This is a genomic window from Phytohabitans sp. LZ39 (assembly GCF_059359075.1).
Genome location: NZ_JCADBM010000004.1, coordinates 191,170 through 208,102, shown reverse-complemented (window position 1 = coordinate 208,102; position 16,933 = coordinate 191,170). Strand labels below are relative to the sequence as shown.

16 protein-coding genes and 1 riboswitch are annotated in these 16,933 nt (G+C 72.1%); of the genes, 9 read left to right on the top strand and 7 right to left on the bottom strand.

What is annotated here, in order from left to right; all coding sequences use genetic code 11:
- Positions 1-3: 3 nt before the first annotated feature.
- The 6 genes from AC5L36_RS09980 to AC5L36_RS09955 all read left to right on the top strand — a co-directional run bounded on the left by AC5L36_RS09980 (position 4) and on the right by AC5L36_RS09955 (position 3,982).
- Positions 4-1,038, top strand: coding sequence for a DUF881 domain-containing protein (locus tag AC5L36_RS09980; protein WP_441214664.1), 1,035 nt, complete (start codon positions 4-6; stop codon positions 1,036-1,038).
- Between the two features lie 15 nt (positions 1,039-1,053).
- Positions 1,054-1,434: a glycine cleavage system protein GcvH gene (gcvH, locus tag AC5L36_RS09975; RefSeq protein ID WP_441214663.1), complete on the top strand. Its 381-nt coding sequence runs from the start codon at positions 1,054-1,056 to the stop codon at positions 1,432-1,434.
- A 118-nt stretch (positions 1,435-1,552) separates the two neighbouring features.
- Positions 1,553-1,999, top strand: coding sequence for an oxoglutarate dehydrogenase inhibitor Odhl (odhI, locus tag AC5L36_RS09970; RefSeq protein WP_441214662.1), 447 nt, complete (start codon positions 1,553-1,555; stop codon positions 1,997-1,999).
- Between the two features lie 51 nt (positions 2,000-2,050).
- Positions 2,051-2,695 carry a transcriptional regulator FtsR gene (gene ftsR, locus AC5L36_RS09965; protein WP_441214661.1) on the top strand — a complete coding sequence of 215 codons (645 nt, stop codon included), beginning with the start codon at positions 2,051-2,053 and terminating at the stop codon, positions 2,693-2,695.
- A 117-nt stretch (positions 2,696-2,812) separates the two neighbouring features.
- Positions 2,813-3,277: a bifunctional nuclease family protein gene (locus AC5L36_RS09960; protein ID WP_441214660.1), complete on the top strand. Its 465-nt coding sequence runs from the start codon at positions 2,813-2,815 to the stop codon at positions 3,275-3,277.
- A gap of 129 nt (positions 3,278-3,406) precedes the next feature.
- A complete protein-coding gene (locus AC5L36_RS09955) occupies positions 3,407-3,982 on the top strand; it encodes a MerR family transcriptional regulator (protein WP_441214659.1) in 576 nt (191 codons plus the stop codon).
- Positions 3,983-4,813: 831 nt separating this feature from the next.
- Here AC5L36_RS09955 and AC5L36_RS09950 read toward each other — a convergent pair.
- The 4 genes from AC5L36_RS09950 to mgrA all read right to left on the bottom strand — a co-directional run bounded on the left by AC5L36_RS09950 (position 4,814) and on the right by mgrA (position 8,009).
- On the bottom strand, positions 4,814-5,344 hold the full coding sequence (locus tag AC5L36_RS09950; protein WP_441214658.1) for a hypothetical protein: 531 nt from the start codon (positions 5,342-5,344) through the stop codon (positions 4,814-4,816).
- 10 nt (positions 5,345-5,354) lie between these two features.
- The gene (locus AC5L36_RS09945; RefSeq protein WP_441214657.1) at positions 5,355-5,888 is read right to left on the bottom strand and encodes a hypothetical protein; all 534 of its coding nucleotides are present in this window, start codon (positions 5,886-5,888) and stop codon (positions 5,355-5,357) included.
- Positions 5,885-6,910 (bottom strand): LuxR C-terminal-related transcriptional regulator, encoded by a 1,026-nt coding sequence (locus tag AC5L36_RS09940; protein WP_441214656.1) that lies wholly within the window; start codon positions 6,908-6,910, stop codon positions 5,885-5,887. Before AC5L36_RS09940 ends, AC5L36_RS09945 begins: the two co-directional genes overlap by 4 nt.
- Positions 6,911-7,016: 106 nt before the next feature.
- Positions 7,017-8,009, bottom strand: a complete 993-nt coding sequence (mgrA, locus tag AC5L36_RS09935) for an L-glyceraldehyde 3-phosphate reductase (RefSeq protein ID WP_441214655.1) — start codon at positions 8,007-8,009, stop codon at positions 7,017-7,019.
- 70 nt (positions 8,010-8,079) lie between these two features.
- A riboswitch (glycine riboswitch) is annotated at positions 8,080-8,166 on the top strand.
- Positions 8,167-8,234: 68 nt separating this feature from the next.
- Between mgrA and gcvP the strand changes: the two genes are divergently transcribed.
- Positions 8,235-10,994 carry an aminomethyl-transferring glycine dehydrogenase gene (gene gcvP, locus AC5L36_RS09930; RefSeq protein WP_441214654.1) on the top strand — a complete coding sequence of 920 codons (2,760 nt, stop codon included), beginning with the start codon at positions 8,235-8,237 and terminating at the stop codon, positions 10,992-10,994.
- A 128-nt stretch (positions 10,995-11,122) separates the two neighbouring features.
- Here gcvP and AC5L36_RS09925 read toward each other — a convergent pair whose 3' ends face one another.
- Positions 11,123-11,323 (bottom strand): DUF5999 family protein, encoded by a 201-nt coding sequence (locus AC5L36_RS09925; RefSeq protein WP_441214952.1) that lies wholly within the window; start codon positions 11,321-11,323, stop codon positions 11,123-11,125.
- A 303-nt stretch (positions 11,324-11,626) separates the two neighbouring features.
- Between AC5L36_RS09925 and AC5L36_RS09920 the strand changes: the two genes are divergently transcribed.
- A complete protein-coding gene (locus AC5L36_RS09920) occupies positions 11,627-12,754 on the top strand; it encodes a chorismate-binding protein (protein WP_441214653.1) in 1,128 nt (375 codons plus the stop codon).
- 107 nt (positions 12,755-12,861) lie between these two features.
- The gene (gene def / locus AC5L36_RS09915; RefSeq protein ID WP_441214652.1) at positions 12,862-13,359 is read left to right on the top strand and encodes a peptide deformylase; all 498 of its coding nucleotides are present in this window, start codon (positions 12,862-12,864) and stop codon (positions 13,357-13,359) included.
- Positions 13,360-13,499: 140 nt separating this feature from the next.
- On the opposite strand, the gene AC5L36_RS09910 is transcribed toward def, so the two are convergent.
- Together AC5L36_RS09910 and AC5L36_RS09905 are read right to left on the bottom strand one after the other, a co-directional pair.
- Positions 13,500-16,055, bottom strand: a complete 2,556-nt coding sequence (locus AC5L36_RS09910; RefSeq protein ID WP_441214651.1) for an ABC transporter permease — start codon at positions 16,053-16,055, stop codon at positions 13,500-13,502.
- Positions 16,055-16,825 (bottom strand): ABC transporter ATP-binding protein, encoded by a 771-nt coding sequence (locus AC5L36_RS09905; protein ID WP_441214650.1) that lies wholly within the window; start codon positions 16,823-16,825, stop codon positions 16,055-16,057. Before AC5L36_RS09905 ends, AC5L36_RS09910 begins: the two co-directional genes overlap by 1 nt.
- Positions 16,826-16,933: the final 108 nt, after the last annotated feature.

Here is a 16,933-nt window from a genome sequence, read left to right as displayed (position 1 = left end):
GACATGAGCGACGATCACAAGCCATCTGGTACCGGCTGGCCGGAGCCGGACGAGGAGCCGGAGACCGAGCGGCTGAGCCTGGCACCCGAGCCGGACGAGGAGCTCGGCCAGCAGACCGTGCGCCTGGACGTCCCGGGTGGGCCCGAGGAGGCCCCCGGGCACGAGACCGTGCGCCTGGACATGCGCGGCGCGGCCGCCACCGGCCAGGAGACCGTGCGGCTTCCCGCGGGTCCGCCCGACCCGGACCCGGCGCCCGAGCCGGAGTCCGCGAGTGACGACGCGGCGCCGGTACCGGATGAGGAAGCGGAACGGCGCGCGGAGGGTGAGCGGCCGGCGGCGGGCAAGCGGCGGATCAGCTCGGCCGGTGTGGTGATCGCGGTCCTGCTGGCGCTGCTGGGTTTCACGCTGGTGGTGCAGGTCAAGAGCAACTCGGCCGACTCGGGCCTGGCGTCCGCGCGCCAGGAGGACCTGGTGCGGATCCTCTCCGACCTGGACGCGCAGGAGGAGCGGCTGCGCGACGAGATCCAGGACCTGGAGGACAGCCAGCGGCAGCTCACCTCGGGTGCGCAGGGGCGGCAGGCGGCGCTCGACGAGGCCACCCGCCGGGCCGACGAGCTGGGCGTGCTCGCCGGCACGCTGCCGGCGCGCGGGCCGGGGCTGACCGTGCGGTTCCAGGAGGGTTCGGAGCGGCTCAAGGCCTCGGCGATCCTCGACGCCGTGCAGGAGCTGCGCGGCGCGGGCGCGGAGGCGATGCAGATCGCCGGCGCGGACGGCAACGCGGTGCGGATCGTGGCCTCGACCTGGTTTCTCGACTCCGACGGCGGCATCCAGGTCGACGGGCGCAAGCTCTCCGCGCCCTACACGATCTCGGTGATCGGCGAACCGCGGACCATGGAGACCGCGCTCCAGATTCCCGGCGGGGTGGTGGAGTCGGTGGAAAACGACAGCGGTACGGTGATCGTGCAGGAGCAGGACGTGGTCGACGTGTCGGCACTCCGCGCTCCGACCAGCCTCCAGCACGCGCGTCCCACCTCTTGATGTGAAGGAACGTCTGTGATTCCTGAGGATCTGCGATACACGGCCGAGCACGAGTGGGTGGCCGGGGCGAGCGGTGGGCCGGTGCGGGTGGGCATCACCCACTTCGCCCAGGACGCGCTCGGCGACATCGTCTACGTCCAGCTGCCCGACCCGGGCACGGCGGTGACGGCGGGGGAGGCGTTCGGCGAGGTCGAGTCGACCAAGAGCGTTTCGGAGATCTACGCGCCGCTGACGGGCACGGTGGCCGCCCGCAACGACAAGCTGGCCGAAGAGCCGGAGGTCATCAACACCGACCCGTACGGCGAGGGCTGGCTGGTCGAGATCGAGCCCGCCGACCCGGCGGCCGTCGAGGGGCTTTTGACCGCTTCCGCCTACCGTGAGTTGACGGCGAGCTGACACCGCGCGGCTTCTGCCCGCGCGTCCGGTTGACCCTGTATTTCGGCGCTGGCTAGGCTCGCCCAGTCGAGCCAGACCTGTGTTCAGCGCTGCCCGAATAGATCCGTGAGGTGGTCAGATGACTCGCCCAGACGACGAGTTTCCCCCACTCGACGTCACGTCCACGCTCAACCTGGGCTCGCTCGACGAGGTCCTGGAGGGTCCCGACGCGGACGTGGTGCCGAGCCGCATGTCCGGCTCGCTGCCGCCCGGCATGGCGCTGCTCGTCGTGCGGCGGGGGCCCAACGCGGGCGCGCGCTTCCTGCTCGACCACGACGTGACGACCAGCGGCCGCCACCCCGACAGCGACATCTTCCTCGACGACGTGACGGTCTCCCGGCGCCACGCCGAGTTCCACCGCGACGGCGGCACCTTCACCGTCCGTGACGTGGGCAGCCTCAACGGCACGTATGTCAACCGCGAGCGGGTCGAGGCGGCCACGCTCAGCAATGGCGACGAGGTGCAGATCGGCAAGTTCCGGCTGGTGTTCATCGCCGGGCCGCGCCCGGACGAGGACGGCCGGTAGGGAGTGTCGGCTTCGCCCTCGCCGGCCGGCCCGCCTTCGCCGTCGGCTCACATGAGCATCGGCGAGGTGCTGGCTGAGCTGCGCGCGGAGTTTCCCGACACCACCATCTCCAAGCTGCGCTTCCTGGAGGCCGAGGGGCTCGTCGAGCCACGGCGCACGGCGGCCGGCTACCGCAAGTACAGCTGGGAGGACGTCGCCCGGCTGCGGTTCGTGCTGAGCGCGCAGCGCGACCAGTACCTGCCGCTGCGCGTGATCCGCGAGCAGCTCGCCCAGCGGGACGCCACTCCGGTGCGTTTGGTGGCGGTCGGCCCCGCGCCGGAAGGCGACTCCCGGCTCTCCCGCGACCAGCTGATCGAGCGCTCAGGGCTGGACGAGCCGACGCTGGTCGAGGTCGAGCGGCTGGGCCTGCTCGCCCCGATCGCCCCCGGCCGCTACGACGCCGACGCGCTGGCCGTCGCCACGGCGGTCGCCGGCCTGGCCGCGTTCGGGCTGGAGCCGCGCCACCTGCGCGCCTACCGTTCGGCGGCCGATCGCGAGGTGGGCCTTTTCGCCCAGCTGGTGGCGCCGCTGGCGCGCCAGAACGACCCGGCGGCCCGGGCCCGCGCCGCACAGACCGCCGACGACCTGGTGCGCCTCTCACAGCAGTTGCACGCGGCACTCGTGCGGGCGGGGCTGCGGGAGGCGTTGGGGCGCTGAGGTTTTTTGGGGCCGTTGGCCCAGGTGTCGTTGACACAAACCGTGGGGGACGGGCCACCGGCGGCCCGTGTACCGTGACGGTGAGGGCGGGAAAGACACAACCACACGGAGGCGGCGGTGCGCGAGCTGAGCGTGGTCGGGGTGCGGGTGGAGCTGCCCAGCAACCAGCCGATCGTGCTGCTCAGGGAGGTCGAGGGCGACCGTTACCTGCCGATCTGGATCGGCGCGGTCGAAGCCACCGCGATCGCGTACGAGCAGCAGGGCGTGAAACCGGCCCGGCCACTCACCCACGACCTGTTGCGCGACATCCTGGCGGCCCTCAAGGCGCCGCTGCGCGCGGTCGAGATCACCGAGCTGAAGGAAAACGTGTTCTACGCCGACCTGCTCATCGGCGACGGCCTCCGCGTCTCCGCCCGGCCGAGCGACTCGATCGCCCTCGCGCTCCGCGTGGGCGCCCCGATCCGCTGCGCCGACCAGGTGCTGAGTGAGGCCGGCATCGTGATACCCGACGAGCAGGAAGACGAAGTGGAGAAGTTCCGGGAGTTCCTGGAGCAGGTCCGCCCGGAGGACTTCGCGGGGTGATCCGTCGCCCACGGGCGGCGTGTCGTGCGAATGCTTCCCCGGGAACCCTCCAGGTGCGCTATAGGGTTGGGCCGTTCCCGGGCCCTTTTGCGAGCGGCAGCTTGCACGGCCCCGTTGGGAGGTTGCCACATGGATGAGGGTTCCTCCTCCGCCGCCGCCGTGGGTGGCGTCGAGGTCGACACCGTCGGATATCGCGGCGTGACCGCCTGCCACGCGGTCGGGATCAGCTACCGCCAGCTCGACTACTGGGCGCGCACGGCGCTGGTGGTGCCGAGCATCCGGGACGCCTCGGGCTCCGGCACCCAGCGGCTGTACTCCTTCCGCGACCTGGTCGTGCTCAAGGTGGTCAAGCGCTTGCTGGACGCCGGCGTCTCCCTCCAGAACATCCGCAAGGCCATCGAGACCCTCCGCTCCCGCGGCGTCGAGGACCTGGCCGGCATCACGCTCATCTCCGACGGCACGACGGTGTACGAGTGCCGCTCGCCGGAGGAGGTCGTCGACCTGCTCCAGGGCGGGCAGGGCGTGTTCGGCATCGCGATCGGCGGCGCCTTCAAGGAGATCCAGGGCTCGCTCTCCCACCTGCCCGCCGAGCCCGCGGCCGGCGCCCCGGTGACCACGGAGGCGGCCGAGGAGGAGGCGGACGACGACTCCGGCGCCGTGGGCGACGAGCTGGCCGCCCGCCGAGCCCGCCGCCGCGCCGGCTGATCCTCCACCACCGCGCCTGCCGCGCCGGCTGACCCTCCACCACCGCGCCTGCCGCGCCGGCTGACCCTCCACCACCGCGCCTGCCGCGCCGGCTGACCCTCCACCGCCCCGCCCGCCGCGCCGGCTGTGCGCCCGCGACACCGGCCGCAGCCGCTGAGCGTGCGCGCAGGCCGAGATCGGTGCGCCGGCGGCGCCCGCCCCTGGGCCCCCGATGTGACAGCGCTCACCGCGGCACCGCACGGCCCTGCCGTCCAACACCCCTGCGACCGACGCCGAGGGGCCCAGGCCGACCCTTCACACAGCGATGCTCTTTTACCGGCGCGGGTGTGGCGTGCGCTCCGCGCGGACAGGTGGCTAGGTGGAGATCGCCTGCCGAGGGGATCATCACCCCTGGGTCTGGTTTTCCCCATCTCTGAGGCGGCCCAGGGTCGTGGGGCGCTTCAAGCCGACCGTCCGCCCCACCTCGGAGGTCACAAAGCGTGAGCGGGCAGCACGACCGACTTTCAGATCTAGGACGCTTAGGGTTGATATGGCGCCCAAACTCTCCAAGATCTGGAATCCTCGGCAGCTCGCGCCGTCACGGCGTTACTCCGGCGACGAAGTCTCCGCGGCGACGGCAGGAAACAGACAAAGCGCCCCGGCCGCGGAGGGCTTGAACCGCGGACCCGGCAGCGGAGGCCGGGGATTCTCGGCTCGCGCTGGCGAGCCGCCGGCCGGAGCGGTGCCCGCGGGAAAGCACCCCAAAAAAACGCTCCGCCGCGCTCCACGTTTTCCCGGGGACCCCGCGCATACGGTCCGCAGGTGACGCGGACCGGGGCAGAAATGAAACCCCTAGACGCAGGTGGCGCAGTTGGGCTGGGTGCTGTAGGGGTCGCCGGGGGTGACCTTGATCGTGCCGAGGTCGGGCAGTGGCGGCAGCGGCGGCAGCTCCTGGCCGGGGCGGCGCGGCGGCTGGTCGCAGGCGACGAGGCGGCCGGGGGCGTACGCGAGGCAGACCCCGATCAGCGGACCGGTGTGCTCCTCCACGGCCGGGTCGATCGCGCCCTCGAAGAAGGTCCGGCCCTCGTCGTAGGGGCGCAGCCGCGACTCGATGACGTACGCGCGCGGCGTCGTCTCGTCGGGGCGCTGCACGAAGTAGACGAAGCCGAAGCGTTCGTCCGCGTCGGGGGTCTCGCAGGGCTCGATCCACCCGGCGAGCCAGGTGACCAGGCGGCCCATGTCGTCTTCGGCGTCCCACTGGCCGGTGAACTCACCGTCCGCGCAGGTCAGCCGCGTGGCCCAGGTCTCGGCGGCGGCGGCCGGGGAGGCCCCCAGCAGCAGTGTCGCCACCAGCGCGATGGCGAGTGTCGCTCGGCGCTTCAACGGTCCTCCTTCAGACGCAGGTGGCGCAGTTGGGCTCGGTGCCGACCGGGGCGAACGGTGACACAGGCAGCCCGGCCAGGTCGTGTGTGGGCGGCAGGGGCGGGCGCGGCGGGCCGTCGTCGGTGAGGGGCTGGACGCAGTCGACGAGGTGGCCCGGGCCGTAGGCGAGGCAGACGCCGATCAGCGCGCCGTTGTTGTGCTCGACGGTCGGGTCGATGGTGCCCGCGAACGTGGTCTGGCCCGGGGCGTACTGGCGCAGCCGCTCGTAGAACACGTAGCCGACCGGGCCGGGTGCCTCGCGGTCGCGCACGTAGTAGACGAAGCCGAAGCGCTCACCCTCGCCGGCCGGGCCGCACGGCTCGATCGTGCCGGAGAGCCAGGTGGTGGTGCGGCCCTGGTCGTCTTCGCCGATCCACTGGGCGGCGATGCCGCCGCTGGCGCAGGGGAGCTGGGTGCTCCACGACGGGTCGGCGTGTGCGGCCGTGGCGGCCGAGGTGGCCAGCACCAGCGCGGCGGCCAGCACGGCGAGGGCACGGCGGATCATCGGTCATCCTCTCCCGCGGGCGGGGGCGGCTCGGCCGGCTGCGCGGTGCGCATCGCGCCGATCGCGAGGCCGAGCTGGAAGCGGTTGTCGACGCCCAGGCGGTCCATCAGGCCGCGCAGGATGTAGGACACGGAACGGGCGCTGATGCGCAGCTCGCGAGCGGCGCTTGCGTCGGTGTGACCGCGCGCGAGGAGCTCGATGAGCGAGCGTTCGCGGGGGTCGAGCGCGATGTCGTACAAGGTGTGCTCCTGCGGCGGCTGGGCGGTCTCCCAGTGCCGTTCGAAAAGGGCGACCAGGGCGGAGACGACCGGTGGCTGCGCCACCTCCAGGTAGCCCCGGCTGAAGTCGGCGGGGGCGACCGGGAAGAGCGCGACCTTGCGGTCGACGACGATGAGCTTCATCGGAACGGACGGAGCCTCCCGGTACTCCGGACGGCGTCCGTCCGGTTTTCCGGGCGGCGGGGAGAGCCACCGGCGGTCGGGTGGCTGCACGCCGAGCACGCGGACGCGGACCCCATGGTCGACCAGCGCGCGGTCCATGGGGGCGGCCGAGCGGCTCGACTCGGTGTCGAACCGCGGCTCGGTGTTGATCGCCAAGTGCTCGTGGCGGGCGATCCGCACCAGCTCGGCGAGGCGGTCGCGGGTGGCGGCCCGGCTCGGCAGGTGCCGCAGGTCGTCGCCGAGCGGCAACGGCTCGCGCGCCTCCTGCGCCCCTGTGCGCACCAGCCGGAGCCGGGCCCGGCGCCGGTCCGCGATCACCTCGTCGGGTGGTCGCGGGGTCCAGATCAGCCCCCGGCGCGGCGTCGTCGGACCGGTGCGCGCGGCACCGGCGGCGGCGAGCTCGTCGAGGGCGGCCTGGACCCGCCGCCGGGACATGCCGAGGCTCCGCTCGAGGTCTGCCGCGGCCGCCGGCCCGAACGTGACCAGCGTGCGGTAGACCAGATCCGCGTCCGGCGACATGCCCCAAGGCACCAGTGACGGTGCCGGTGGCGCCGTCGCCAAGGCGTCGCGGGATCGAAGCATCGACACCTCCCCCGTGCGGGGCCCATGCAACCAGCCTGCGTCAAACCGAAGCCACGCCCGTGACCTCTTCGTGACCTGATCTTGCAGTAAAGCGCACCTGAGCGGGCTACTCCGTGGCGTACTTGTCGATCTCGGCGAGCTCGTCGCCGGTGAAGCCGAGGTTGTCGAGCGCGGCCACGTTGGCCTCCAACTGGGCCACGCTGCTGGCGCCGATGATGAGGCTCGTCATGCGCGGGTCGCGCAGCGCCCAGGCGAGCGCGAGCTGGGCGAGCGACTGCCCCCGCCGGCCGGCGATCTCGTTGAGCGCGCGCACCTTGCCCATCGTCTCGTCGGTCAGCGCGCTCTCCTGGAGGAACCCGCCGGTGGCGATCCGCGAGTCGGCCGGGATGCCGCCCAGGTAGCGGTCGGTGAGCATGCCCTGGGCGAGCGGGCTGAACGCGATGCAGCCGGCGCCCGCCGCCTCCAGCGTGCCGAGCAGCCCGTCGCGCTCGATCCAGCGGTTGACCATCGAGTACGACGGCTGGTGGATCAGCAGTGGCGTGCCCAGCTCACGCAGCACCGCCGCGGCGGCCGCGGTCTGCTGGGAGTTGTAGTTGGAGATGCCGACGTAGAGCGCCTTGCCGGAGCGCACGATCTGGTCGAGCGCCGCCATCGACTCCTCGACCGGAGTGTCCGGATCCGGGCGGTGGTGGTAGAAGATGTCGACGTAGTCGAGGCCCATCCGGCGCAGCGACTGGTCGAGCGACGAGATCAGGTACTTGCGGGAACCCCACTCGCCGTACGGCCCGGGCCACATGTAATAGCCGGCCTTGGAGGAGATGACCAGCTCGTCGCGGTGGGCCCGGAAGTCGGTCGCCAGCACCCGCCCGAAGTTTTCCTCCGCGGCGCCGGCCGGCGGCCCGTAGTTGTTGGCCAGGTCGATGTGGGTCACGCCGAGGTCGAACGCGCGCCGCAGGATCTCCCGCTGGGTGTCGAGCGGGCGGCCGTGGCCGAAGTTGTGCCACAGGCCGAGCGAGATCGCCGGCAGCCGGAGCCCGCTGCGCCCGGCGCGGCGGTAGGTCATGGATTCGTAGCGGTCAACCGCGGCTTCGTAGGTCACGCCGTGACCTTAACCGCATCCTGTGACACGTAGCCGAAACACGGATCCTGGTAGGTTGAACCTTGCCGGTACCACCCGCGCGGGAGAGACCGTTACACGGCGCCGAAGGGGCAAATCCTCCCCGGAACCTCTCAGGCAAAAGGACCGCGAGGGCAGGCGACTCTGGAGCGCGCAGTGGCGCGACAGAGGGGGAGGTTGGACAGCCGACCTTCCCGGGAGTCGCCGATGAGTTTCGCCGCCCGCCACATCGGACCGTCCGCCGCCGAGCAGCGGCGCATGCTGGAGACCGTCGGCTACGGCTCGCTCGACGAGCTGATGGACGCCGCGATCCCCGAGGTCATCCGCTGGCACGACGGGCTCGACCTGCCGCCGGCCGCCACCGAGGAGGAGGCGCTCGCCGAGCTGCGCGCGCTCGCCACCCGCAACACCGTGGCGGTCTCGATGATCGGCCTCGGCTACCACGGCACCCACACGCCGGCCGTGATCCGCCGCAACGTGCTGGAGAGCCCCGCCTGGTACACGGCGTACACCCCGTACCAGCCGGAGATCAGCCAGGGGCGCCTGGAGGCGCTGCTCAACTTCCAGACCATGGTCGCCGACCTCACCGGCCTCACCACCGCCAACGCCTCCATGCTCGACGAGGCGACCGCCGCGGCCGAGGCGATGACCCTCGCCCGCCGCGCGAGCAAGAGCCCCAGCCAGGTGTACGTGGTGGACGCCGACGCGTTGCCGCAGACTCTCTCCGTCATCCAGACCCGCGCCGAGCCGCTGGGCATCACGGTGCGGGTGCTCGACCTCGACGCCGAGCCGCTGCCGGACGAGTTCTTCGGGCTCCACCTCCAGTACCCCGGTGCCTCGGGCGCGGTGCGCGACCACGCCGCGCTCGTCGACGGCGCGCACGCCGCCGGTGCGCTGGTGACCGTCGCCGCCGACCTGCTCGCGCTGACGCTGCTCCGCCCGCCGGGCGAGATCGGCGCCGACATCGCCGCCGGCACCACCCAGCGCTTCGGTGTACCCATGGGATTCGGCGGTCCGCACGCCGGCTACCTGGTGGTGCGCGCGGGCCTGGAGCGGATGCTGCCCGGGCGGCTCGTCGGGGTGTCCCGCGACGCGGACGGCGCCCCGGCCTACCGGCTGGCGCTGCAAACCCGCGAGCAGCACATCCGGCGTGAGAAGGCGACCAGCAACATCTGCACCGCCCAGGTGCTGCTCGCCGTGATGGCCAGCATGTACGCGGTCTACCACGGTCCCGAGGGCCTGCGCGCGATCGCGTCCCGGGTGGCCGGCCGGGCCGCCACGCTCGCGGCGGGCCTGCGGGCCGGCGGGATCTCGCTGGCCTCGGACGACTTCTTCGACACGGTGACCGCGGTGGTGCCCGGACGGGCTTCCGCCGTGGTCGCGGAGGCGGCCGCGCGCGGCGTCAACCTGCGGCTCGTCACGGACGACGCGGTGGGCATCGCCTGCGACGAGACGACGACTTTGTCGCATTTGTCGGCGGTGTGGGCGGCCTTCGGCGTCGACCCGGTCGAGCCGGTCACCGCCACGGTGCCGCTGCCGCGGTCGTCGGAGTACCTCACCCACCCGGTCTTCCACAGCCACCACTCCGAGACCGCCATGCTGCGCTACCTGCGGCGGCTCGCCGACAAGGACTACGCGCTCGACCGCGGCATGATCCCGCTCGGCTCCTGCACGATGAAGCTCAACGCCACCACCGAGATGGAGCCGATCACCTGGCCGGAGTTCGCGGATGTGCACCCCTTCGCGCCGGCCGCCCAGGCGACCGGCTACACCGCGATGATCTCCCAGCTCGAGGGGTGGCTGGCCGAGATCACCGGGTACGACGCGGTGAGCGTCCAGCCCAATGCCGGCTCCCAGGGTGAACTGGCCGGGTTGCTGGCCATCCGCGGATACCACCTGTCGCGCGGCGACACGGGCCGCACCGTGTGCCTCATCCCGTCCAGCGCACACGGCACCAACGCGGCCAGCGCGGTGATGGCCGGCATGCGCGTGGTCGTGGTGGCCTGCGACGCCGACGGCAACGTCGACCTCGTCGACCTCGACCGCAAAATCGCCGATCACCGTGACTCGCTGGCCGCGGTCATGGTCACCTACCCGTCCACCCACGGCGTGTACGAGACGGGCATCGCCTCGCTCTGCGCCAAGGTGCACGACGCGGGCGGGCAGGTGTACGTCGACGGGGCCAACCTCAACGCGCTCGTCGGGTACGCCAAGCCGGGGCGGTTCGGTGCCGACGTGTCGCACCTCAACCTGCACAAGACGTTCTGCATCCCGCACGGCGGGGGAGGCCCCGGCGTCGGCCCGGTGGCGGTGCGCGGGCACCTCGCCCCGTTCATGCCCACGTCGGTGTCGGCGGCGCCGCACGGCTCGGCGGGCATCCTGCCGATTCCGTGGGCGTACCTGCGGATGATGGGGCCGGACGGGCTGATGCGGGCGACCGGCGCCGCGGTGCTCGCCGCCAACTACGTGGCCGCGCGGCTGCGCGAGCACTACCCGGTGCTGTACTCGGGCAACAAGGGTCTTGTCGCCCACGAGTGCATCCTCGACCTGCGCCCGCTGACCAAGGCGACCGGCGTGAGCGTCGACGACGTGGCCAAGCGCCTGATCGACTACGGCTTCCACGCACCGACGATGTCGTTTCCGGTGGCCGGCACCCTGATGGTCGAGCCGACGGAGTCGGAGGACCTGGCCGAGCTCGACCGCTTCTGCGACGCGATGATCGCCATCCGCTCGGAGATCGATTCGGTCGCTTCGTGGGGCGGGGACAACCCGCTCGCCAACGCGCCGCACACGGCGTCGATGGTCACGGCGGACGAGTGGACCCACCCGTACCCGCGCTCGGTGGCCGCCTATCCGGCGGGGGTGGACCGGTCCGCGAAGTACTGGCCGCCGGTCCGGCGCATCGACGGAGCGTTCGGCGACCGCAACCTTGTGTGCGCGTGCCCGCCGGTCGACTCCTACGCGTGACGACATGGCCGCGCGGTGTTACGGCCGGCCTTATCGATGAGGGACGACGGTGTCCGTCGAGAGCCTCAGCCCGCGAACGTTGGGGGCGAGGCTGGTGGCATGCTCACTCAGATGGAGCGTGCCGGGTCTCAGGCGGCGAGGGCGTGGCGTGCCGGGCCGCGGTGGGGGGCGATGGTCCTGCCGTCGGGCAGAAGCTCACCGGTGTCCTCGAAGACGATTACGCCGTTACAGAGAAGGCTCCAGCCTTGCTCCGGGAAACACGCGACGACGCGTGCGGCATCCCTGTCGGTGGCTTCAGCGGAGGGGCAGGACGGTTGGTGCGGACACATCGGGTTCTCCGGACTGTGGGGGTGCTGTGTCACGGTTCACATGACCAGTGACGCACGCTACCAAGCAGAACGACACTCTTTCGAACAAGTAATGGCACTAACACGGGAGAATCCACCCTTCGGATGAGGCACTTCGGACCGGTCGTACTGGGAACGCTCCCAACACAGTCCAACGTTGTCAGCGGGGCGCAGCCTTCCCGTTACCGCGCGTTCAGAGAGCGTTGCCGCGTCGAGTGGCGGATCGACAGCGGTGGCGATCCCTTCCATCTTCTCCAAGCGTTCCTCGATCAACACGGACTACCGGTGCGGGATGTGCGTCAAATCGGCGACAAGTCGCCCCGCCCGGGTGCCGCCGCCGGCGCGTCGGTCTTCGTCTCGGCCGCGGCGGGTGCGTTCGCGGCGGGTGCGCCGGTCGGCCGACCCACCCCCGCCCCGGCGGTGCCCGACCTGGTCGCAGTGGTCTACGACGCGGCCTCCCCGGAGCTTTCCGCGGCGGTGCGCGACTTCTCGGCGGTGGTCTACGACGCGGCGTCCCCGGACGTTTCCGCGGCGGTGCCCGACCTCTCCGCGGTGGTTCACGACGTGGCCTCCTCGGGCGTTCCCGCGGAGGGCGGGCCGTGGGAGCTGGGGGAGTGGCGCCCGAGCTGGACCCGTGCCGCCCACGCCGAGGCGGTCCGGGCGGTGCGGGCCGCGATCTCCCGCGGCGACGTCTACCAGGTGAACGTCGTCGGCCACGCCTCCGCCCCCTACCTCGGCGACCCCCTGCCCGCGCTGCGGCGCCTGGCCGACCTGCCCGGCGCCCGCTACGCCGGCGTGCTCACCGGGCAGCGCTGGGCGATCGGGTGCGCCTCGCCCGAGACGCTCGTCGAGGTCTCCGGCGGCCGGGTCGTCACCCGCCCGATCAAGGGCACCCGCCCGGCCACCCCGGCGGGGCGGCGCGAGCTGCTCGCCTCACCGAAGGAACGCGCCGAGCACGTGATGATCGTCGACCTCGAACGCAACGACCTGGCCCGCGTCGCCCGCACCGGCTCGGTCCGCGTCGACGAGCTGTACGCGATCCGCCGCTGGTGCGACCTCTGGCAGGCCGAGTCCGTGGTCTCCGCCGAACCCGCCCCCGGCCTGAGCCTGGCCGACCTGCTGCGCGCGATGGCGCCGGGCGGCTCGGTCACCGGCGCGCCCAAGCGCGCCGCGCTGGCCGAGATCGCCGCCCTGGAACCGGTCGGCCGCGGCCCCAGCATGGGCGCGCTCGGCTGGATCGGCCACGACCGCCTAGACCTGGGCCTGACCATCCGCACCGCCGCCGCCGACGGGGAACGCGTACACCTGTGGGCCGGCGGCGGCATCACCTGGGGCAGCGACCCCGAGGCCGAGGTGGCGGAGGCGGAGGCCAAGGCGGCGCCGCTGCGCGCCGCGCTCCAAGGCCGACGCTGACCGCGCCGCGCTCCAGGGGCGGCCCCGTTGCGCGCCGCGCCCCAGAGGCGGCGCTGACCGCGTTCCTGGGGCGGCGCTGACGTAAGGGACCAGATAGCCTGGCGGCCATGACGATGCGGCCCATCCGGCTGCTGGGCGACGCGGTCCTGCGCACGCCCGCCGAACCGGTCACCTCCTTCGACGCCGAGCTGCACTCACTGGTCACCGACCTGATGGACACGCTGCTCGGCGCACCCGGCCGGGCCGGCGTCGCGGCCACGCAGGTCGGCGTGAGCGCGCGCGTGTTCGTGTACGACGCGGACGGTCAGGTGGGCCACGTGGTCAACCCGACCATCGAGCTGTCCGAGGAGCTCCAGGAGGGGGAGGAGGGCTGCCTGTCCATCCCCGAGCTGTACTTTCCGACGCCGCGCGCCATGTCCGCGACGGTGCAGGGCTTCGACCAGTACGGCACGCCGCTGACGGTGAGCGGGAGCGGCTTTCTGGCCCGGGCCTTGCAGCACGAGACCGACCATCTGGACGGCAAGCTCTACATCGACACCCTCCGCGGCGACACCCGCCGGCAGGCCCTGCGCGACATCCGCGCGGCCGCCTGGTCCCGCCGCTGACCGCCACGCGCATTGATCGTTGGCCCAAACGGCCGCTCCAGCCGGCGAGTCACGCCCTTTCGGGCTAGCGAGCACGGCGACCCGCTGGGTACCCGATGGGGGCGGCCCGCCCGAGCCGCCCCCATCTGTCCCCCGCTGGGCTATTCGTGGGCGATCGCGCCGAGCACGTTGAGGCGTGCGGCCCGGATCGCGGGCAGGATCGCGGCGACCACTCCTACGATCGCTGCCACTACCACGGCCAGCCCCATCTGGGACCAGGGAAGGACGAGCTCGGTGATGCCGTCGTCCTTGAGGGCGCGGACCACCGCGGCGCCGAGGCCGGTGCCGACCACGATGCCGAGGATCGCGCCGAACATCGAGATGACCACCGCCTCGACCGTGATCATGCGCATCGTCTGGGCGCGGCGCAGGCCGATGGCGCGGAGCAGGCCCAGCTCGCGGGTCCGCTCGAGCACCGACAGGGCGAGGGTGTTGACGATGCCGAGCACCGCGATCAGGATCGCGAGCGCCAGCAGGATCTGGATCATCGTGAGGATCTGGTCGAAGCCGCTGGTCTGCTGCTCGATGAACTTGCTCCGGTCGGCCACCGACACCTCGGGGCTGTCCGCGAGCAGCTTGTCGACCTGGGGCTCCACCTGCGCCACCGTGGCGCCGGGGCTGAGCTGGATGTACCCCTGCGTCGGCTGCGGGATCGCGAAGTCCTTGGTGGCCTGTACCGGCATCACGAAGCCGCCATACAGGTCGGACTCCTTGTAGATGCCCGACAGCGTGTAGGTGTGCGTCTCACCCCGGGACAGCTGTACGGTGAGCCGCGACCCGACCGACAGGCCCTCGTCGGTGGCGGTCTTGGAGTCGACGAGCATCTGGTCGGGGCCGAGCGAGGCGATGCTGCCGGCGGTCGGCTCGGCCCGGTAGACGTCCTTCAGCGCGCCGATGTCGCTGACCGCGGTGAGGTACTCCTTCTTGCCGTTGACCGTGCCGAGGTCGCCGTAGGTGCCGGTCGCGGCCTGCACGCCCGGGATGGCCTTGACCTCGTTGAGCACCGCCGGGTCGAAGCTCGGCGGCCGCGGCCCGCTCTGCACGCCGGAGATGACCAGGTCGGCGTGGATGGTGTCCTCGGCGAGCTTGGTGATGCTCGACTTGGCCGAACCGAGCAGCACGGTGACGCCGGTGACCAGCGCGATGCCGACCATCAGCGCGGCCGCCGTGATGGCGGTGCGCCGCGGGTTGCGGCCGGAGTTGAGGCGGCCCAGCTTGCCCGGCACCGACCAGGAGAAGATGCGGCCGAGCAGGCTCACCACCGGCTTGCTCACCAGCGGGGTCAGGAGCGCCACGCCGATGAACGTGACCAGCACGCCACCCAGGATCGTCCACAGTGTCCCATTTCCGTCGCCGGCGTTGCCGCTCAGGCCGAGCGCGAGCAGCGCGCCGCCGGCGGCGCCGACGATCGCGCCCCACACCGTGACCTTCGTGAGTGGACGGTCGGGCGTGGCGACCTCCTGCATCGCCGCGACCGGCGGGATGCGCGAGGCCCGCAGCGCGGGCAGCACCGCGGCGACCACGGTCACCAGCAGGCCGACCACGAACGAGCTGATGACGGCCGCGGGCGGGACGCCGATCGAGGCTATCTCCAGCCCGCCGCCCAGGCTGCCGAAGACGAACGCCAGCAGCGCGCCCACCCCGATGCCGGCGCCGAGGCCGAGCACGGAGGCGACGATGCCGATGACGATCGCCTCGGTGAGCACCGAGCCGATCATCTGCCGGCGGCTCGCGCCGACCGCGCGCATCAGCGCCAGCTCGCGGGTCCGCTGCGCCACGATGATCGAGAACGTGTTGAGGATCAGGAAGATGCCGACGAACAGCGCCACGCCGGCGAAGCCGAGCAGGATGTTGTTGAAGAAGCTCAGCCCCTGCTGGAAGGTGTCGGACGCCTCGTCGGTCAGCTGCTTGCCGGTCTTCACCTCGTAGCCGCTGCCGATCTGGGCCGCGATGTCGTCGCGCAGCTTGTCGTGCGAGACGCCGCTGGCGGCCTTGACGGTGATGTTGTTCCACACGCCGGTCTCGCCGAGCATCAGCTTTTGCGCCACCGGTGGCGTGAACGCGATCTGCTGCACGCCGCCGAGGCTGTCGCGGTCACCGCTGTAGCCGAAGACGCCGACGATCGTGAACTCCTGCCGCGGCTCGCGGGTCAGCACGCCGACCTTGTCGCCCACCGTGACCTTGCCGGCGTCGGCGAGCGTCGCGTTGATGGCGATCTCGTTGTCGGCGGTGGGGCCGCGCCCCTCGCGGAGCTGGATGAGCCCGTCGTCCGGGTTCCAGCTCTCGCCCAGCTGCGGCGGCCCGAACGAGGTGACCACCTTGCCGTTTTCACCGATGAGGCGGGCGCCGTCGGTGGAGACCGAGCCGGTGGCCTTGGCCACGCCGGGCACCGCCGTCACCTTGTCCACAGTGGAGGCGGGGAACGGCGCCGCCGCCTCCTCGCCCTCGAACTCGTCGACGTCGACCTTGGGCTTCGCGGTGATGCCGACGTCGGTCTGCGAGTACGCCGTGGAGAAGACCTGGTCGAACGAGCGGCCGAGCGTGTCGGTGAGCACGAATGCCCCCGACACGAACATCACGCCGAGCACGACAGCCAGCCCCGACAGCACGAGCCGGAGCTTGCGGGCGAGCAGGCTCTTGAAAGTGGCGCGCAGCATCAGGCCGCCGCCTCACCGGTCAGCACGTCGAGGCGCTTCATGGTGTCGAGGACGGACTCGGGCGTCGGCTCGTAGAGCTCGGAGACGATCGAGCCGTCGGCGAGGAAGACCACGCGGTCCGCGTACGACGCGGCGACCGGGTCGTGGGTCACCATGACGATCGTCTGCCCGTACTCACGGACGGAGCGCTGGAGGAACGCCAGCACTTCCGCGCCGGAGCGGGAGTCGAGGTTACCGGTCGGCTCGTCGGCGAAGACCACCTCGGGCCGCGAGACGAGCGCGCGGGCGCACGCCACCCGCTGCTGCTGGCCGCCGGAGAGCTGGGACGGGCGGTGGCCGAGCCGGTCGCCGAGCCCCACCGTGGCGATCACGGTGTCGAACCAGGCCTGGTCGGGCTTGCGCCCCGCGATCGAGAGCGGCAGCAGGATGTTTTCCTTCGCCGACAGGGTGGGCAGCAGGTTGAACTGCTGGAAGATGAAGCCCACCTTGTCGCGGCGCAGCTTGGTCAGGCCGGCGTCACCGAGGCCGGTGACCACCGTGTCGCCGATCGCCACCTGGCCGCGGGTCACCGAGTCGAGGCCCGCCAGGCAGTGCATCAGCGTGGACTTGCCGGACCCGGACGGGCCCATGATCGCGGTGAAGCGTCCCCGCTCGAACTCGGCGGTCACCCCCCGGAGCGCCACCACCTGGGCCTCGCCCGAGCCGTACACCTTCCACACGTCGGTGGCTCGGGCCGCCACATGCGTGTCGCGGGCTACCGTCGTCGTCACACTTCCCCCTCATCGATCTGCGCCCGGCGTGGTGCCGGGCGCAGGAAGTCTGGTCCGGCCGGACCCGTGGACCGGCCGGCAGCATCCATGTTGAGGGCCGCGAGCCGC